The 17,614-nt window shown below is 41.7% G+C and carries 16 protein-coding genes and 1 tRNA gene; 13 read left to right on the top strand and 4 right to left on the bottom strand.

What is annotated here, in order from left to right:
• From N473_RS16115 to N473_RS16105, 3 genes are all read left to right on the top strand, one after another.
• A tRNA-Ser gene (locus N473_RS16115) sits at positions 1-91 on the top strand.
• A gap of 53 nt (positions 92-144) precedes the next feature.
• Positions 145-513 carry a hypothetical protein gene (locus tag N473_RS16110; RefSeq protein WP_039608962.1) on the top strand — a complete coding sequence of 123 codons (369 nt, stop codon included), beginning with the start codon at positions 145-147 and terminating at the stop codon, positions 511-513.
• A gap of 102 nt (positions 514-615) precedes the next feature.
• Entirely contained in the window at positions 616-1,233 is a 618-nt protein-coding gene (locus N473_RS16105; protein ID WP_039608961.1) for an FKBP-type peptidyl-prolyl cis-trans isomerase, read from the top strand.
• 57 nt (positions 1,234-1,290) lie between these two features.
• Here the strand turns inward: N473_RS16105 and N473_RS16100 are convergent, their stop codons facing one another.
• Positions 1,291-3,708: a methyl-accepting chemotaxis protein gene (locus N473_RS16100; RefSeq protein ID WP_063368800.1), complete on the bottom strand. Its 2,418-nt coding sequence runs from the start codon at positions 3,706-3,708 to the stop codon at positions 1,291-1,293.
• Between the two features lie 188 nt (positions 3,709-3,896).
• Here N473_RS16100 and N473_RS16095 point away from each other — a divergent pair, with 188 nt between their 5' ends.
• The 5 genes from N473_RS16095 (at position 3,897) to N473_RS16075 (ending at position 8,473) form a co-directional block, all read left to right on the top strand.
• Positions 3,897-4,889 carry a cytochrome-c peroxidase gene (locus N473_RS16095; protein ID WP_063368799.1) on the top strand — a complete coding sequence of 331 codons (993 nt, stop codon included), beginning with the start codon at positions 3,897-3,899 and terminating at the stop codon, positions 4,887-4,889.
• Between the two features lie 9 nt (positions 4,890-4,898).
• A complete protein-coding gene (locus N473_RS16090) occupies positions 4,899-5,507 on the top strand; it encodes a hypothetical protein (RefSeq protein WP_039608959.1) in 609 nt (202 codons plus the stop codon).
• A gap of 11 nt (positions 5,508-5,518) precedes the next feature.
• The gene (locus tag N473_RS16085) at positions 5,519-6,106 is read left to right on the top strand and encodes a cytochrome P460 family protein (protein ID WP_063368798.1); all 588 of its coding nucleotides are present in this window, start codon (positions 5,519-5,521) and stop codon (positions 6,104-6,106) included.
• A gap of 548 nt (positions 6,107-6,654) precedes the next feature.
• Positions 6,655-7,077: a globin family protein gene (locus N473_RS16080; RefSeq protein ID WP_063368797.1), complete on the top strand. Its 423-nt coding sequence runs from the start codon at positions 6,655-6,657 to the stop codon at positions 7,075-7,077.
• Between the two features lie 178 nt (positions 7,078-7,255).
• A complete protein-coding gene (locus N473_RS16075) occupies positions 7,256-8,473 on the top strand; it encodes a glycoside hydrolase family 18 protein (protein ID WP_063368796.1) in 1,218 nt (405 codons plus the stop codon).
• 286 nt (positions 8,474-8,759) lie between these two features.
• Here the strand turns inward: N473_RS16075 and asnS are convergent, their stop codons facing one another.
• Complete coding sequence (gene asnS / locus N473_RS16070; protein ID WP_063368795.1) at positions 8,760-10,157, bottom strand: asparagine--tRNA ligase; 1,398 nt, start codon at positions 10,155-10,157, stop codon at positions 8,760-8,762.
• Between the two features lie 344 nt (positions 10,158-10,501).
• Here asnS and N473_RS16065 point away from each other — a divergent pair, with 344 nt between their 5' ends.
• On the top strand, positions 10,502-10,936 hold the full coding sequence (locus tag N473_RS16065) for an AAA family ATPase (RefSeq protein ID WP_039608954.1): 435 nt from the start codon (positions 10,502-10,504) through the stop codon (positions 10,934-10,936).
• A gap of 32 nt (positions 10,937-10,968) precedes the next feature.
• On the opposite strand, the gene N473_RS16060 is transcribed toward N473_RS16065, so the two are convergent.
• Both N473_RS16060 and bioA read right to left on the bottom strand, forming a co-directional pair.
• Positions 10,969-12,306 carry a KamA family radical SAM protein gene (locus tag N473_RS16060; RefSeq protein WP_063368794.1) on the bottom strand — a complete coding sequence of 446 codons (1,338 nt, stop codon included), beginning with the start codon at positions 12,304-12,306 and terminating at the stop codon, positions 10,969-10,971.
• Positions 12,307-12,518: 212 nt separating this feature from the next.
• A complete protein-coding gene (gene bioA, locus N473_RS16055; RefSeq protein ID WP_063368793.1) occupies positions 12,519-13,808 on the bottom strand; it encodes an adenosylmethionine--8-amino-7-oxononanoate transaminase in 1,290 nt (429 codons plus the stop codon).
• A gap of 113 nt (positions 13,809-13,921) precedes the next feature.
• Between bioA and bioB the strand changes: the two genes are divergently transcribed.
• Genes bioB through bioD form a run of 4 tightly spaced genes read left to right on the top strand, consistent with a single transcriptional unit; the run spans position 13,922 to position 17,525 of the window.
• Complete coding sequence (gene bioB, locus N473_RS16050; RefSeq protein WP_039608952.1) at positions 13,922-14,965, top strand: biotin synthase BioB; 1,044 nt, start codon at positions 13,922-13,924, stop codon at positions 14,963-14,965.
• Positions 14,966-16,099 carry an aminotransferase class I/II-fold pyridoxal phosphate-dependent enzyme gene (locus N473_RS16045; RefSeq protein WP_063368792.1) on the top strand — a complete coding sequence of 378 codons (1,134 nt, stop codon included), beginning with the start codon at positions 14,966-14,968 and terminating at the stop codon, positions 16,097-16,099. It abuts the gene before it with no gap.
• Positions 16,096-16,848, top strand: coding sequence for a methyltransferase domain-containing protein (locus N473_RS16040; RefSeq protein WP_063368791.1), 753 nt, complete (start codon positions 16,096-16,098; stop codon positions 16,846-16,848). The genes N473_RS16045 and N473_RS16040 overlap by 4 nt, the downstream gene beginning before the upstream one ends.
• Complete coding sequence (bioD, locus tag N473_RS16035; RefSeq protein WP_063368790.1) at positions 16,848-17,525, top strand: dethiobiotin synthase; 678 nt, start codon at positions 16,848-16,850, stop codon at positions 17,523-17,525. Before N473_RS16040 ends, bioD begins: the two co-directional genes overlap by 1 nt.
• The last annotated feature ends 89 nt before the right edge of the window (positions 17,526-17,614 follow it).

Below are 17,614 nucleotides of genomic sequence, written 5' to 3'. Positions count from 1 at the left end.
GGAGAGATGGCTGAGTGGTTGAAAGCACCGGTCTTGAAAACCGGCATACGTTAATAGCGTATCTAGGGTTCAAATCCCTATCTCTCCGCCACCTCATTCCCAAAACCGCCTAATAATGGCGGTTTTTTTCGTTTGGAGAGTTCAATGGCTCAGGATGTTGTTAAACATTGTTCATTATGGATTGTCTTTAGCTTCTTTTATTTAAGCGGCCTAGAAATGGCCGTGATTATGTCAATTGATGGTCAGCCACAGCCCACGCTTTGGCAAACGCTTTTATACACATTTTTATATAACGCGCTTATTGGACATCTCGTTACAAAATACGAAAAATTATGGCCATTTTTAGCGTCAGTTGTCATTTCATTATTCGGCGTAATCGGCTTTGGTGTCTTTTTTGGGGATAAACTTGCAGGTTATAGCAATGAGCTAATTATTGGCTTGGTATTATCTTTACCGTTTGCAACATTTTTGGTGAAGCAGTTAAAATCAAAAAACTTTGAGAATAACGCATAAGCCAGTATTTATAGGGCGTGTATTTGCTTGTCGCCCTATAAGTTATCCTTTGTATATGCTACACTGCGCGTCCTTTTATAATGATAAATAAAGTGAATTTATATGTCAGATTTATTCAATACAGACGCTGGTAAAGCGAGCTACGGTATCGGTCTACAAATGGGCGAGCAATTAAAAGCTAACCCTTTCGAAGGCCTTGACTTAAACGCAGTTTTTGAAGGTATGAAAGACGCTTACACTGGTGGTGAGTTCCGCGTTGAGATCCCTGAGATCCAAGCTGCTTTCGAAAAAATCAACAGCGAAATTCAAGCTCGCCGTGAAGAAGAAGCAAAAGTACTGGCTGCTGAAGGTACTGCTTTCTTAGAAGAGAATGCAAAGCGCGCTGAAGTAACTGTAACTGAGTCTGGTCTTCAGTACGAAGTTATCACTACAGGTGAGGGTGATAAGCCTTCTGCTGATTCAACAGTTCGTGTTCATTACCACGGTACTTTAATCAACGGCACTGTATTTGATAGCTCATACGACCGTGGTCAGCCTGCTGAGTTCCCAGTAAATGGTGTGATCAAAGGTTGGACTGAAGCGCTACAGCTTATGACTGCTGGTTCTAAACTACGTTTATACATTCCGCATGACCTTGCTTACGGTGAGCGCGGTGCTGGTGCATCTATCGCACCTTACTCAACACTAATCTTTGATGTTGAGCTATTAGAGATCCTATAATTTAGGTTATCTTTAAAGCTGCATGCTCGGCCAGCGCTGAGCATGCATTCTTTGTTTCTACTGATCAAAAAATTCGTAAAGTTCAGATAGTGCATTTTGTCTTTCATCGCTTTCCACTAAAAATTCCATTCCATAATACGTGTACTCTTGATTTTTCTCTTCTTTTCTTACCACTCGCGCAGAAATTTTCATTGGTGATTGACCCATATATTCTTGATAGTTTTTCCTTGGTAAATACATTATCAGCGTAAGCTTTGCGTCAATATCCAGTTCTTGGTTTAACTGTTTACTTAATGTAACACCACATCCTACGCAGCTAAGCTCTCGTGTGATTGTAGAGTAGTCCTTCTCTTCAGAGATAATTTTAATTTTAATCTTTGCCTCAAGTCGGTCTGAGCGCCTTTTTTCGTGACGTTTTTTGATTGCATCTTTGTCTTCGTCGAAATGAAACCCATCCATTAAGTTATTTACAAGTTCTGAGGTTTGATAGAGGTCTGCGCCGATCATAGAGACCATTTGTGCTTTTTCGGCATTTTGCTGAAGAGAAGAGAATAAGTGCTGGAGTTTAAGTTGCATTTCATGCATTTGATGGCTTTGCTGCTCAGAACGATGCGCTATTTGGTCATTTGCCGAGATAATACTGTCTATGGTGTTTGTCATGGCCCTTAATGCTTGCCCACTCTCATCTGAGCGTTGTTTACTGATATCGACTTGATGAATTATATCTGTCATTAAACGTGTTACATCGACGACTTTATGAGTAAGCTGGGATATTACCCCTCTGATTTCATCAGTTGAATTAGCCGTTCTTTGTGCCAAGCTTCTGACTTCGTCTGCCACTACTGCAAACCCACGACCTTGCTCCCCAGCACGGGCAGCCTCAATGGCTGCGTTGAGTGCAATTAACGCAGTTTGATCCGCAACAGTTGATATAGCATCTGTTACAGATTCTATTTGCTCACTCGCCGATTTAAGTTCCTCAACGCCTGCTGATGCAAGTGTGACGACTTCGACGGTTCTCACCATTTCAGTTAAGTTACTTTCAACGGCTTCAATTCCCGTATCCGCTTCTGTTTTAGCTTGTTCTAGCACCGTTTGACTTTGCTCTATCGCTTGTCCAGATTCTACTAATAAGTCCATAAATGATTCGATGACGCGCATAACCTCTGAGTAACTCGCATTTTCATTTTTTGCAACGGTACTTATTTCAGTCGCAATAGCTGCCACTTGGTGTGCTGAGTGGCCAACCTGTCTTGATTGCCGTCTCACTGTAGAAATAGTCGAGGATAAGGAGAGCGTCATATGATTGAAACTCTCAGAAAGTTGGTTCAATTCATCGTCGGCGCGGATCACAAAGTAATCTTGTTTAGTTTTAAAGTCACCGACGGATATATTCTTAGCTCTATTAAGTAAAGATTTGACACGGTTGCGTAATTTACTGCTAAACATGACACTGATCACGCTAGCGATAATGATTGTTAACACTGAACTTAAAGCGAGGACAACAAACATGTTCGAAAGGGCATTTTGAGTGTCATCAATACCTTGTTCTGTAACTAACTCAACATGTTGATTCATTTCACGGAGTTCATTAAAAATGGTTTCCGTAAGAGGTTTAATTGTATTGCTCAGGTGATGGGTGGCAAAGTTGGATTCTTCGCTGGCTTGTTTTTCAAACGCTAAAATGGTCACGGGTGCAAGCTTTTCACGCTCTTCACTATATGACTCCCAATATTCAAGCTGCTGGTCGGTAAATAGCTCTTCATAGTCATCAAGAATAGAAACAAACGCATCACTGTTTTTAAACCATGCTTGATCAAATCCATCTATATTTTTCTGTTCTCTAGTTAAAAGAAAAGCACGCAGTTCGGAAATGGCGGTTGCGAAGCTGATCTCAGAGTCAACAAGTAGTTTAAATAATTCTATTCTTTCTTCATCAAGGTCTTGTTCACTTTCGATTTCAATGAGTTGAGCTAATAACTGCACCATAGACTCGGCTAGGGGGATTGCCTCTGTCACCAGCAATTTAACGGCAGGTTCATTGTCAAGTGTATTAGCAATGTTAGATATCACTGACTGTTCTTGTTTCAGTTTGAGCAGGTTGGTCCGAATGACAGATAGTTTTGCATCACTGAATCCAGTTTGTTTTGCAAAATTGCTTAATTGTGAAAAGTCTTGCTCTATTTCTTGCCAAGCTTCATCGCGCTTTGCTTTGGCACTTTTTCGAGCTTGCTCATTACTGCCTGTGATGATTTGTTCTTCTAACGCTATTAGGGAGTCCAGTATATGCATCTTCAAATCAGAATTTACATTTACTAAAGGGATAGAGACTGATGAGACCTGAGTAAAATTGCCAGCCAGCGTACCCGTACTCAGGTAAACGAAGAAGTTACTAAATATACCTAAAGAGGTAATAACGCCAAACGCTAACAGCATTTGCGCAGCAATGCCCGGAACGAAACGAGAAATTTTCATATTTTGTTGTGAGCTCTTATTTTTAGCAGCTTAGGATGACGGTTTGTACCTAATTGCATGGTTTTACTAAACTTTTATTAAAAGCTACTAATTTTTTGATTTATTGAAAAATATAGACAATCCTTCGATAAGGTCAAAGTTTATATCCAAATATTTACAATTGATGGTAAACACTGTGGGGGCGAGGAATGAATTGTAACAAGTGGGTTTTGCTTACGTTAGCGCTGGGGTTGAGCGCCAACGTGGTGGCTGTTGATTCGCCAGCGTATGGTAATTTAGCAACACCAGATGTGGATGATATAGAGTATTTTGATGACGAAGAGCCGACTGAACGGGAGGTTGAGTTAGGTAAAATGCTCTTCTTTGATCATAGACTGTCAAAAAACCAGAACCAATCTTGTGCAACATGTCATAACCCTGAACTCGGTTTTAGCGATGGACTCGCGAAGGGAATTGGCAGCGGTGGAGATATTTTAGGACGTAATGCGCCGCACCTTTATAACCTTGCGTGGTCAGCTATCTTTTTTTGGGATGGTCGTGCGCAAACACTAGAAGAGCAGGCGCTTGGCCCCATTGTTTCAGATGTGGAAATGCAGATGACACCAAAAGAAGCTGTGGGCAGACTTAAAAAAATTCCTTTTTATAAAAAGGAATTCAAAGAAATTTACGGTGCAGTTACGTTTGAAAATATAGGTAGAGCAATCGCGGCATTTGAAAAAACCATAATTAGTGACAACTCTGCATTTGACCAATATCTTGCGGGCGAAAAAGAAGCGATGTCCCATTCAGCTGTCAGAGGCCTACAGCTGTTTGTAGGCAAGGCGCGTTGTGTAAAATGTCATGATGGCGCTAACTTTACCGACGATAGCTTTCATAATATCGGCATTAAGGATAATGACGACGGTCGGTTTTTAATCGACCCCAATAGTAAGCTGAAGGGGGCCTTTAAAACCCCAGGTCTAAGAAATATCATTATGAGTGCGCCTTATATGCACGATGGCTCCCTAGCGAGTTTGGAGGAAGTTATTGAGCATTATGACCAAGGTGCGGTGAATGTTAAAAATGTGAGCCCACTGATAGTACCACTTAATTTAAACCCACAAGAAAAAGCAGACCTCATCGCATTTATGGCTGCACTGACTGATCCTGTTGTTATACAGCGACCTAAACTACCAAACTAAGGAGTAGAGATGAAACAGTATATGTTAATTGGCATAAGCTTATGTTCGATGTTTTCGGCGCATGCAGCAGTATTAACTGGGGAGTTGGAATTTGTTAAGAGACCATCTTTTGTTGGGGTTGTTTACGCAAAAGGGGGAAAGGGACCAAGTACAGCAGAGCTTGATCAGTCTAATAAGGTGTTTGATAAAAAAGCCGTAGTGATAGGTAAAAATGGTGAGATTACATTTAAGAATTCCGATGAATTTCAGCACAATATTTTCGCCAATGACCCAAATTCTGGGGTAAAGTTTGACGTTGGCTTGATGAATCAAGGCCAGACTACCAAAGTGTCTGCAGACTGGAGCGAGAATACCTTGACTAGAATAGGGTGTAAAATCCACCCTAAAATGCGTAGCTATATCGCTAATGTAAACTCCGATGCATATCAAGTTTTGCCATTTACGAAAAAACAAAAGGTGTATCCGATTAACCTTGATGTTGGCACGCACACTGAATTTGTTTTGCAAATTCCCAAATATGATTTGGTTGAGCTCAAATTGGCTAAAGGGCAAGAAACCAGCGTTGATGTGATGTACAAAGGTAAAAAGCGCGCCACTTTGAAGCTTGCTCTTAACTAGGAAAATTAAACATGACTCGTATAATCAAAATGCTATGTGTCAGTATTGGTTTGTGTGCATGTTCAGTTTTAGCAAATCCGTTTGGCGTATATCCTTTCAAAATGCCAGAGAAATACAAAGAAGCATTAAAAGATTATAGAACTCAATGGCATAGGGTGACAGGTTTTGAGCATTCAGGCTTACACTGGCAGCAGTTTATTGTCGTCTTTTTAAACCAAGATGTGAAAGTCTACGAAAATAACTATTTAGAATATCTCCGGTATTATCAAGATTACGATGAAGAAGAAGAGGATGAAGACGAAGTTGCAGAGCCCAACTTTAAGCCGTACCAACCGGGTACAATTGTGTTGAAGGAGAACTTTTCTTCCCAATCTGGTGCGCCACACGACGCATTAACTGTTACAATGATGATAAAGCGTGAAAAGGGATATTCAAAAGGGTTTGGTGATTGGGAGTATGTGCAATTCGATAAAGAAGGGACAATTATTTTGTCGGGAAAAGGCAGTGAGCCAGCCATTAAGCACATGTGTTCAAATTGTCATGCAAGCATTGAAGAGCGAGATTTCATCTTTGCTAACTTCTATTCTAGGAAAAAATAATCACATCAAGCTGGCTTTTTACTAGCCAGCGGGGTTGTTTCTGCTCTAAAAATAAAGTCAGTACGCTTATAATCGGGCTACAGTTGGTTGTTGAGTACGTCAATTTTGGTATTACATAAAGATTAAAGTGTCTTTAAATCTTACGAGTATTTGTGATACGTAAGTGTTTTTTGTGCAATTGGCCTCAAGGCGGCATGAGCTTATTCGGTTATTCTTATTTACATAAAAAATGATTCAACAGTTCACCAGTAATATACAGCTAAGACGCCATTTATCCTGTTTTAGATCCATTAAATTCATTTTCTGATAATCGTTAAATAAACTGACTTAAGCTTTTAATGTCAAGAACCAGCTGTTTAATTGGTCCGCACAAAAAATAGATGGGACTTTAATCAATCTCTTATGGTGTAAATTGATTTTTTCTCATTAAGAAGTGTATGAAACCAATTGGGGGAATATCTTAGTTTGTTGTTCATATAGGTATTATTAGCAAGATGGCGATATAGGGTCTAGAGTTGTAAAAATACCAATAATGTATGAGTGTCAGAATGAGTTTAACAACGAGACAAAAGCAGCTGGTGCAGCAAAGTTTCGCAAAGGTAGAGCCGATCGCTGAACAAGCAGCAGAGATATTTTATACAACGTTATTCGAATATGACCCGTCACTGAAAGCGTTGTTCAAAAGTAGCATAAAAAGCCAAGGGCAAAAATTAATGGCGACACTGAAGGTTGCTGTGAATTCGCTGGATGACCTCGATGGACTTGTTCCAGTTTTACATAAGTTGGCAGAGAGACATGTAGGTTATGGGGTTAAAGCGGAGCATTTTACATTTGTTGGAAATGCATTGCTTTATACCCTGAAAAAAGGGCTTGGAAGTGAATGGAATCAAGAGCTAAGAGAAGCTTGGGTAAGCGTATTCAGACTCGTAGCTACTGTGATGAAAAGCCATGCGTTTAATACGAGACATTAAATAATATTTATATTCTTGCGATTGTCTGTGTGTCTAGATACCGATGTTTATTTGTTGTCTTTAATAGCATTAACGTACTGAGTTGTTAAAAAATCGTCGGTATAAAAATTCAATATTCTATGACCTGTATTCATGTTACTTAAATTAAGGATACATTTTTACAACATGGAGAAAGGTTATGTTTAAACAAACTTGTATGGCGGCAATAACCGCTGCTGTTTTTGGAACGATCACTATGAGTGCGAGCGCTGCAGAGTCTTGCCCAAGGGTTGAAGGGTTTTATTCTACTTGGGATTATCCTGCTGGCGGTGAGTTGGATGTTAAAGACTTAGCGACTGATCAACTTACGCACATAATTGTTGCTTTTGCTTACCCTCGTCCTGATGGCACGATGGATACGACACAAGCTGATAGATATATCGATGATATTGTCGAGCATGCTCATGCCAACAATACGGGTGTAATGCTATCTGTAGGTGGCGCAGGCGTTGACTTTTTATCTATGGATGCCGCTGCACGCAGTAATCTCGTTGATAACTTAGTTGCATATGCTGAGTTACATAAACTTGATGGTATCGATGTCGATTGGGAAGACTGGAGCACTTATAATCAGCCAAATCCGGTTGAGAGCGGATATCTTCTGGAGCTTGTTAAAGAACTTAGAGAAAAACTGCCTTCGCACTTAGAAGTGTCTGTTGATGTGCAGGCTGGTGGATGGTCAGGTATTAACTTTCATAAAGATTTAGATGACCATGCAGACATTATTCGTTTTATGGCGTATGACTATACGGGAGGTTGGGGCGGCTCACCTAAAAACCACCATGCAGCTTGGGAATACATCCATGGCGGATTAGTGCATCCGGCAGAGTGGAGCCAAAGCATGATCACCAAATATGATGTGGCCAAAACCAGTTTGGGTGTGCCGTTTTACAATAAATCATTCCCATTAGTTAGTGGTCCTGTCAAAACACTAACTGCACGGGAAATTGTTGATACGATAGTAAAAGGCGAGGGCGTAGATTACAACCAAGGCTACTATGAGCTAGATAACTACGTACATTTTTGGGAAACGCCAGAACTGTTAAAAACAAAAACCGATTTTGTGTCTGAAAATGGTTACCCTGGCATCTTCATTTGGGAATTGCACCAAGACTCAAGAGATGATGAATATAAGTTGTTAGATGTGATTGCAAAGGAGCTACCTAAATGTCAACCTTGTGCCGAGCAGTGGCAGCCGTACCCAAGTGTTTATAGCGCAGGGGATGTAGTCAGCTTTGAGGGTAAAAACTGGCGTGTGAACGGTGGGCCTTTACATGGTGTTGCGCCAGAAACCTTGGGTCATGCACATCGATATACAGATCTTGGTGCTTGTAAGAGCTATGTATTGAATAACTAAAAAACGAGCCTAAATCGTTTTATTCTTTGGGCCTATTTCCTGTGTGCTAAATGGTATATCGCAGGCCAAAAAATAGGCTGTAAATTAAGCTCAGAGTGACAGTATTATTTGCAGTGCTGACACTTTGGGCTTGTTTTGAGATCTCGTTAATCTTGATACCCAACTACGTCATTCTGAGCTTGCCTCAGAATCCATGTGTGCAAGTAAAAACACTAAAGTCAGGTGGTAGCAAGATATAAAAAAAGCCCTGTAAAAACAGAGCTTTTTATAATCAAACGAATTTGAATTAGTAAGTTGCACTGCCTTTAGTACGTGGGAATGCGATAACGTCACGTACGTTACCCATACCTGTTACATAAGCAACTAGACGCTCGAAACCTAGACCAAAACCTGAGTGTGGTACGGTACCGTATTTACGAAGGTCTCTGTACCAGCTGTAATCTTCTTTATCTAAGCCCATTTCTTCTAGACGCGCATCAAGTACGTCTAAACGCTCTTCACGTTGTGAACCACCGATGATTTCACCGATGCCAGGTGCAACAACATCCATTGCTGCAACTGTTTTACCGTCTTCGTTTTGACGCATGTAGAATGCTTTGATATCACGCGGGTAATTTTTGATAACGACTGGTGCGTTGAAGTGTTCTTCAGCAAGGTAACGTTCGTGCTCTGACTGAAGGTCTACACCCCATTCAACGTCAAATTCAAACTTTTTACCAGACGCTTTTAAGATTTCGATGGCATCTGTGTAATCAACTTGAGCAAAGTCTTTATCTACAAAGCTCTCAAGACGAGAAATCGCCTCTTTGTTGATACGTTGAGCGAAGAATTCCATGTCGTCACGGCGCTCTTCTAATACGGCTTTAAACACATACTTAAGCATGTTTTCAGCAAGGCTTGCTACATCGTCTAAGTCAGCAAATGCAACTTCAGGCTCAACCATCCAAAACTCTGCTAGGTGGCGAGACGTGTTTGAGTTTTCTGCACGGAACGTAGGGCCGAAAGTGTAGATCTTAGACATTGCACTTGCGTACGTCTCACCGTTTAGCTGGCCAGATACCGTTAGGAATGCTTCTTTACCGAAGAAATCTTCGTTGTAATCAACATCACCTTTGTCTGTACGAGGAAGGTTATTCATGTCTAACGTAGACACACGGAACATTTCACCAGCGCCTTCACAGTCACTCGCTGTGATGATTGGCGTGCTGATCCACATATAACCTTGCTCATGGAAGAATCTGTGGATTGCTTGCGATAAGCAGTTACGAACACGTGTGACTGCACCAATAACGTTAGTACGTGGACGTAAATGTGCATGCTCACGTAGATATTCAATAGAGTGGCGCTTTGCTGCCATTGGATATGTATCTGGGTTTTCTACCCAGCCTAATACCTCTACTGAGTTCGCCTGTAGTTCAAAGCTCTGGCCTTTACCTTGAGACTCTACAAGTATACCTGTTACCGCAACAGAACAACCAGCAGTAAGACGAGTTACTTCTTCATAATTATTAAGCGAATTAGGTACTACTGCTTGAATAGGGTCGAAACAAGAACCGTCGTGGACGGCAAGGAATGAAATACCCGCTTTTGAATCGCGTCGTGTACGGATCCAGCCTTTGATTGTAACTTGGCTGTCTACCGCAACGGTGCCTGCTAGTAGCTCCGTTATCGCTATGTGGCTCATCTTTACTCCAAAATGATTTGTAATAAGGGCATATTTGCCCAGCTTGTTTTTGTCTATATATGCACATTAGCGCAAATTTCAATGCACTGAGCGCAAATTCTACAGTGACTCTTTTTTTTAACGCAATTTGCTTGTTGTGTTTGGAGTCACGTGATCGATATCTTACCCCCGTTGGCTACATAAAAAAACTACCAAATGGCCCAATTTAAAAAAAATTTAGCCACAATGGCTAAAAATTGGCTTATCACCGTGTATGGAGCGGCACTGAGCACTGTGCGAAGGTCGATTTTTGTGGCATTATAGCTCGGTTATTAATAAAAAAAGTCGGAATGAATTTTCATTAAATGAAACAAGCTTTTATTTTAAGAGGATTACCAGGTTCTGGTAAAACACACTATGCGCAAACATTAGCCGACGAGCTGGTGGCTGGTGATCAATCACAATACACAATTTGCTCTACAGATGATTATTTTACAGACGAGCAGGGCAATTATGAGTTCAATAAGGCGAAGCTGCCGCAATATCACAACTTGAATATTGCGCGATTTATCAATGCGCTTTCAGAAGGTATTCCTTTGGTTATTTTGGATAATACCAACATCAAAAAGTGGGAATTTATCGCGTATGTCAGTGCAGCGCATGCGATGGGGTATCAAGTGAAAGAAGTCATTGTTGGTGAGGTGAAAGATAAGTCCTTGCAACACTTATATGCGAAACGCAACCAGCATGGGGTTGCACTTAAAACCATCAGTAAAATGGCACATATGTTTGAATGGTAAAAAGCCGACTTTTAAGTCGGCTTTTTTATGTTTTACATCGCTTCGTATTCTTCTTGCCAGAAGAATTTCTCTTCACCAAATGCTGGTTTCAAGTCGTCTAGCCAATGCGCGTTTTCGTTAAACTCTGCAAAGAATGGACGTTGTACCCACTCAGGGTTACGTGCTTGAATAAAGCGTAGAACGAATACTTTTTCGCCGTTGATTTCTGTCACGCCAGAGATTTCGACTTTACCCGGGCCTGCACTCATTGATGGACCACGCACAGTACGGCTCACACCTGATACTTGCTTGTATGCATCTCTGAAAATTTCCCATGTTTTGTGCAACGGTAATTCAAAGTAACGTTTTGCACCGGTATCGCGCTCGATGAACATGTAATAAGGGATCATGCCCATTTGTGTTTGTTCTTTCCACATTTCAGCCCACATATCTGGATCTGTATTTAAGTGGTTAAGTAAAGGCGCTTGGGTTCTGATCTGTGCACCTGTTTTACGAATCAGCTTAATCGCTTCTTTCGCTACATCAGTACGAAGCTCTTGTTTGTGGTTTACGTGCGCCATAAATGAGACATGTTTACCAGCGTCAACAAGCTCTTTGATCAGTGCTAATAAATCTTCTGCATCTGGGTCAGTGACGTATCTGAATGGCCAGAAAGTTAAAGACTTAGTACCGATACGAATAGTACGGATGTGGTCAAATCTTGGCTCTTTTAGTGCCTCAAGGTACTTACGTAACTTAACAGTACGCATTACCATTGGATCGCCACCTGTCATCAGTAGATCTGTAACTTCAGTGTGCTCTTCTAGGTATCTGTGCAGTAGCTCTTCATCGTTATTGTTGAAACGCGTTGCTTTACCAACGAACTGTGCCCAACGGAAACAGAAAGTACAATAAGAGTGGCAGTACTGACCTTGCGCAGGGAAGAATAATACTGTTTCTTTGTATTTGTGTTGTACACCAGCAACGTTTTCGCCTTCAAAAGACGGTACGTTTTTGTCCATTTGTCCTGCTGGGTGTGGATTCAGCTTTTGTCTTAGCTTAGTTGCCAGTTCAAATACTTCTTCTGGCGTATGTTCACGCTTTAATAAAGCAGCCATTTCATCATATGACTCATCATCAAGCATACCGCGCTGTGGGAATGTCAGCTGGAACACTGGGTCATTAGGTACCTTGTCCCAATCAATCAATTCGTCGATAACGTAATTATTTACACGGAATGGGAATACGTTCGCAACGACTTTCATTTGAAAGCGCAGGTGCTCAGGCAGCTTATCAAGCTGTTCGATCTTATCAATTTGACGGTGTTGATACACAGTAAAGCGAGGTGGCTGATAGGCCTCTGCCGGCTGCAATTGGACGGATTGTTGCATACTTACTACTTCTCGGCTTGCTAGGTTCTAAAAAAGAGGCGTATTGTAGCAAAAACTTGAAGTAAATTCAGGTACAAATCATTAAAGGTCCTGAAAAAATAATAGTTTTTATTGTATGTGATTGGATTATATACAGACTTGTGTGATAAATAATCATTTAGAGGCATAAGATATCAACACCTACGCTAGGTACATGTTGATATCTTATGATTTTAGTAGGCTTTTAGCTCAATCGCTTGATAGATACCATCGATTAGCTGAGTGATATCGTCATTAGAGGTAATATAAGGAGGCATAATGTATATGAGTTTGCCAAACGGGCGGATCCATAATCCTTTTTCGATAAAGAACTTTTGAATTTTTGCTACATCGACCACATCAAATAGTTCTACAACTCCAATTGCTCCTAATGTGCGTACCTCTTTAACCGCTTCAAGTGCTTCACAGCGATGTAAGTCTTGCATTGCGTTATATAGGCGGGTGACATTGCTATGCCAATCCGTTTCTTCCAGCAATTCAAGACTCGCAACTGCCGTTGCGCAAGCTAGTGGGTTACCCATAAAGGTTGGGCCGTGCATCAGTACTTTTGCTTCACCTTGGCTTATCCCCAGCGCGACTTTGTCTGTGGTTAAGGTAGCTGACAATGTCATACATCCACCAGTTAATGCTTTGCCAATACACAAAATATCTGGTGCGATGTCAGCATGTTCGCAAGCAAACATTTTGCCGGTACGACCAAAGCCTGTGGCAATTTCGTCGAGTATCAGCAGCACGTCGTATTTGTCGCAAAGCTCGCGGAGCTTTTTAAGATATTCTGCATTGTAAAAGTTCATGCCGCCTGCGTTTTGCACAATTGGCTCAATGATGAAGGCAGCAAGTTCATTGTGGTGCTGTTTAAATGTATTTTCTAAGGCGATTAGTTCAGCGTCGTTTTGCTCTTCGCCAAACTTGGATTGTGGTGCGTCAACAAAAATATGCTCAGGTAAAAAGCCTTGATACATGCTGTGCATCGAGTTGACAGGATCACAGACACTCATGGCAGCAAAGGTATCACCATGGTAGCCTTTTTTGGCAGTCATTAATTTATTTTTAGAGTGATGACCTTGGCTCAGCCAATATTGCAAAGCCATTTTAATGGCTACTTCAACGCTCACTGAGCCACTGTCTGCCAAAAATACCCTTTGTAGTGGTTCTGGCGTGATTTCAACGAGCTTTTTACATAGATTGACAGCTGGTGCATGAGTAATGCCGCCAAACATCACATGACTCATTTGACTGGCTTGCTCAGTCATTGCTTTAACAAGTTTTGGGTGATTGTAACCATGCAGGGCGCTCCACCAAGAGGCCATACCATCTATCAGAGACTCACCCGTTTCTAGAAATATGCGGTTTTTATCTGTGTGTGTCACTGGATAAACAGGCAGCGGATCGATCATTGACGTATAGGGATGCCAGATGTGGGCTTTGTCAAAATTCAGATCGATTGGTTGATTTTTATTCATTTGTAAACCTTGTTTGCTCATCACTCGTTGACAATACTAAAGCAAGAAGTAGACTAAGCCAATCACCGTCAAATTATCTGGCGAAAAAAACCAGAAAAAGAAGAGATTAAGTTATGGAATATGGCATCGTTCGTCACGATTGGAAACACGCAGAAGTAAAAGCATTATTTGAAATGCCTTTTAACGACTTACTATTTTATGCTGCGAGCGTACATCGCAAGAACTTCAAACAAAATGAAGTCCAGATCTCTACTCTTCTGTCGATTAAAACAGGCGCATGCCCAGAAGATTGTAAATACTGTCCGCAGTCAGGTCACTATAAAACAGACCTAGAAAGAGAACGACTGATGGAAGTTGAAAAGGTGGTTAACCAAGCAAAATTGGCAAAAGAAAAGGGCGCAACGCGTTTTTGTATGGGTGCTGCTTGGTCAGATCCAAAAGATAGAGATATGCCATACATTGAAAAAATGGTTAAAGAAGTTAGCGCACTTGGTCTAGAAACATGTATGACCCTAGGTAAGCTAGATAATCAAAAAGCACATGCTTTAAAAGATGCAGGTCTTGATTACTACAATCACAACCTAGATACCTCTCCAGAGTACTATGAACAGATCATTACAACACGTACTTATGCAGACCGACTGAATACCATTGATCATGTGCGCGATGCAGGCATGAAGGTTTGTTCTGGCGGTATCGTGGGTATGGGTGAGCAGGCTGCGGACCGTTATGGTTTATTAATGCAGTTAGCAAACTTACCAAAGCAACCAGAAAGTGTTCCAATTAACATGCTGGTTAAAGTAGCGGGTACGCCGCTTGAAGATGTGGATGATTTAGATCATTTTGAGTTCATCCGTACTATTGCTGTGGCACGTATCATGATGCCAGAGAGCTATGTGCGTTTATCAGCAGGCCGTACTGCGATGAATGAGCAAATGCAGTCAATGTGTTTCTTTGCTGGTGCAAACTCAATTTTCTATGGTGATAAGCTATTAACCACAGAAAACCCTGAAGCAGACGCGGATATGAACCTACTTAAAAAGCTAGGTATGAAGCCTGAGACACGTGAAGACTACTCAGATGAAGCGTATGAAGCATCTCTTAACTCTGCAATTGCAGATAAAGCAACGTCAGAGCTGTTCTACGAAGCAAAATAAATGGCGTTTGAATTTATAGATCAAGCGCTAGAAGACAAAGCACGTGACGCGCTGCAGCGTCGCCGTACTTGCATAGATAAAGTGTCTGCTCGTCATATTCAAGTTGAAGGGCAGCAATACTTAAACTTTGCCAGTAATGATTATTTAGCGCTTGGAGATCAGACTATTTCTGGTGACTTTGTTGCTGGCAGTAAAAGCTCAGCTTTGGTCACTGGATATCAGCGCACCCACCGATTGCTAGAGGCCAAATTGTGTGAGCTGCTCGGCTATGAGCGAGCCATGCTATTTGCTAGTGGCTTTGGCGCTAACTTTAGTGTGCTCAGCACTTTATTTCATGATAATAAAGCTGGCCAAGATAGTGCTATGTTTCAAGATAAGCTCAATCATGCCAGCCTCATTGATGGTGGGCTGAACAGCAGCGCTAAGTTAGTCAGGTTTAATCACAACGACATGGGTCATTTGCGCACGCGTTTGGAAAAAACACGTGTCCAAAACAAGCTTATTGTCAGTGAAGGTATTTTCTCGATGGATGGCGATGGTGCGCCGTTGCATGAGCTGAAGTCTTTGGCTGATACACACAGCGCTTGGCTGATGATTGATGATGCCCATAGTTTCGGGGTATGCGGCGCAAGTGGTCTAGGCTCTGTCGAGTCCGGTGTGAGGCCTGATATTTTAGTGATCACATTTGGTAAGGCCATGGGATGTCAAGGCGCTGCTGTGCTCTCAAGCAAACGAGTGATTGATTACATGGTACAGTTTAACCGTGAATATACATACTCAACGGCTATGTCACCGGCTTTAGCTGAGATTGCATCGACGCAGCTATCAAGATTATGTGATAGTCATAATGCTCGTGAGGCACTCCATCGCCACATTGCACAATTTAAAGCACTTTGTAATGATACGGGCATTCCAGTGCAGGCATCAAATAGTGCGATTCAGCCTATTGTATTGGGCGATGCGCAAAGCACGTTAAATGCGCAGCAAAGCCTTGCACAAAAAGGTATTTGGCTGACTGCAATTAGGCCGCCAACCGTACCACACAATACGGCTAGATTACGTGTAACACTGACCGCAGCGCACCAGCAAGCTGACATCGAATACTTGGTTGAATGCCTCAAGGAGGTAATATGAGTGCGATGTTAAAACTAAATATTGCAGATAAGTTTTCACGCGCGTCTGCTCAGTACATTAAGCACGCCAACGTGCAACAGCGCTCAGCCGAAATCCTGTTTGCCGGTTTAAACCGTCGCTACAACAGTATGTTGGATTTGGGCGCGGGCCCAATGCAACATCATGGTGTGTTATCTCAAAAGTGCGATATGTTAGTGGCATTGGATTTGAGCGAAGGCATGTTAAAACAAGGTCCAGAGTCTGCCATGAAAGTGTGTGCGGATATGGATGCACTGCCTTTGCAAGCTGAGTCTGTAGAGTGTGTGTTTAGTAATTTTGCGATGCAGTGGAGCAGTGATTTACCAACATTATTTACTCGTTTGAATACTGTGTTAAAAGCTGGCGGCAGTGCGCATTTATCCATTGTTATTGATGGCTCTTTACGTGAAATTGCTAAAGCTTGGCAGGGTGTAGATGGCCATTGCCATGTAAACCAATTTACCCGATTTGAAGACGTACAGCAGATTGCAAGGCAAGCTGGGTTTTCGATCCGGTCGATGAGTAAACGTTGTTTGGTGGATATTTACAACACCCCACGCGAGGCGCTGAAATCGGTTAAAAGCATAGGTGCAAACCAGTTAAATAATACAGATACGCGTCGTGGCTTAGTGGGTAAGGAAAGTTATCAGGCTTTGTTAAAAGCCTACCCACTCGTTGATGGCTTTGCCCATGTTAGTTACGAAGTGGCATTTTTGGAGTTAACAAAATAATGAGTCAATTTTTTATTACCGGTACAGATACTGAAGTTGGCAAAACGTATGTTACGAGTTTGCTGCTGAAGTATCTTGTCTCAAAAAAGAAAAAGGCCCTTGGTTTTAAGCCCATTGCTGCCGGTGCAGAAGAAGCATTTGGCGAATTGGTCAACGAAGATGCTTTAACTTTAATGGAGGCGGCTAATGTGCATGGTACATACGAGCAAATTAACCCGTTTTGTTTTGCGCCGCCAATAGCACCGCATATTGCAGCAAATCGCGTTGATGTGCATATTTCAAAACAAGATTTGACCAATAAGCTGGCTGATGTGTCTACGCTAGGTGCTGAGTTCACCATGGTTGAAGGTGCAGGTGGTTGGGCATTACCAATCAATGATACAGACTTCTTATCTACTTGGGTTGCAGAGCAAAACTTACCCGTTATTCTAGTGGTTGGTATGAAGTTAGGTTGTTTAAACCATGCCTTTTTAACGGCACAGGCCATTGAGGCATCAGGCGCAAAATGTGTTGGCTGGATTGCCAATCAAATTGACCCAAATATGGCTGAGTATGACGCGAACCTAGAGACGCTCAAGCGAGGTCTTGATTTTCCGCTTTTGGCTGTCACGCCTTATTCTGAAGAAAAAGCCAAGATGCAAGTGCACTCTGCATTAAATAGCTTACTTGGTATTTAATAAATTACCTTTATAAGTAACCTTTATATTCGTGGAGGTTACTTATAGAAGCATATTTCTCTTACCCGATTATTAGTCGTTACATTTAA

This window comes from Pseudoalteromonas luteoviolacea CPMOR-1, assembly GCF_001625685.1.
GTDB lineage: Bacteria > Pseudomonadota > Gammaproteobacteria > Enterobacterales > Alteromonadaceae > Pseudoalteromonas > Pseudoalteromonas luteoviolacea_K.
This window is presented reverse-complemented; position numbering and strand designations above follow the sequence as displayed.

Bases quoted from the DNA above. Each gene is read 5' to 3' on its own strand.
- N473_RS16040 (WP_063368791.1), top strand. From the start codon at position 16,096: ATGAGTGCGATGTTAAAACTAAATATTGCAGATAAGTTTTCACGCGCG.
- N473_RS16095 (WP_063368799.1), top strand. From the start codon at position 3,897: ATGAATTGTAACAAGTGGGTTTTGCTTACGTTAGCGCTGGGGTTGAGC.
- N473_RS16075 (WP_063368796.1), top strand. From the start codon at position 7,256: ATGTTTAAACAAACTTGTATGGCGGCAATAACCGCTGCTGTTTTTGGA.
- N473_RS16065 (WP_039608954.1), top strand. From the start codon at position 10,502: ATGAAACAAGCTTTTATTTTAAGAGGATTACCAGGTTCTGGTAAAACA.
- bioA (WP_063368793.1), bottom strand. From the start codon at position 13,808: ATGAATAAAAATCAACCAATCGATCTGAATTTTGACAAAGCCCACATC.
- N473_RS16090 (WP_039608959.1), top strand. From the start codon at position 4,899: ATGAAACAGTATATGTTAATTGGCATAAGCTTATGTTCGATGTTTTCG.
- N473_RS16045 (WP_063368792.1), top strand. From the start codon at position 14,966: ATGGCGTTTGAATTTATAGATCAAGCGCTAGAAGACAAAGCACGTGAC.
- N473_RS16060 (WP_063368794.1), bottom strand. From the start codon at position 12,306: ATGCAACAATCCGTCCAATTGCAGCCGGCAGAGGCCTATCAGCCACCT.
- N473_RS16080 (WP_063368797.1), top strand. From the start codon at position 6,655: ATGAGTTTAACAACGAGACAAAAGCAGCTGGTGCAGCAAAGTTTCGCA.
- N473_RS16085 (WP_063368798.1), top strand. From the start codon at position 5,519: ATGACTCGTATAATCAAAATGCTATGTGTCAGTATTGGTTTGTGTGCA.
- N473_RS16110 (WP_039608962.1), top strand. From the start codon at position 145: ATGGCTCAGGATGTTGTTAAACATTGTTCATTATGGATTGTCTTTAGC.
- N473_RS16105 (WP_039608961.1), top strand. From the start codon at position 616: ATGTCAGATTTATTCAATACAGACGCTGGTAAAGCGAGCTACGGTATC.
- N473_RS16100 (WP_063368800.1), bottom strand. From the start codon at position 3,708: ATGAAAATTTCTCGTTTCGTTCCGGGCATTGCTGCGCAAATGCTGTTA.
- bioB (WP_039608952.1), top strand. From the start codon at position 13,922: ATGGAATATGGCATCGTTCGTCACGATTGGAAACACGCAGAAGTAAAA.
- bioD (WP_063368790.1), top strand. From the start codon at position 16,848: ATGAGTCAATTTTTTATTACCGGTACAGATACTGAAGTTGGCAAAACG.
- asnS (WP_063368795.1), bottom strand. From the start codon at position 10,157: ATGAGCCACATAGCGATAACGGAGCTACTAGCAGGCACCGTTGCGGTA.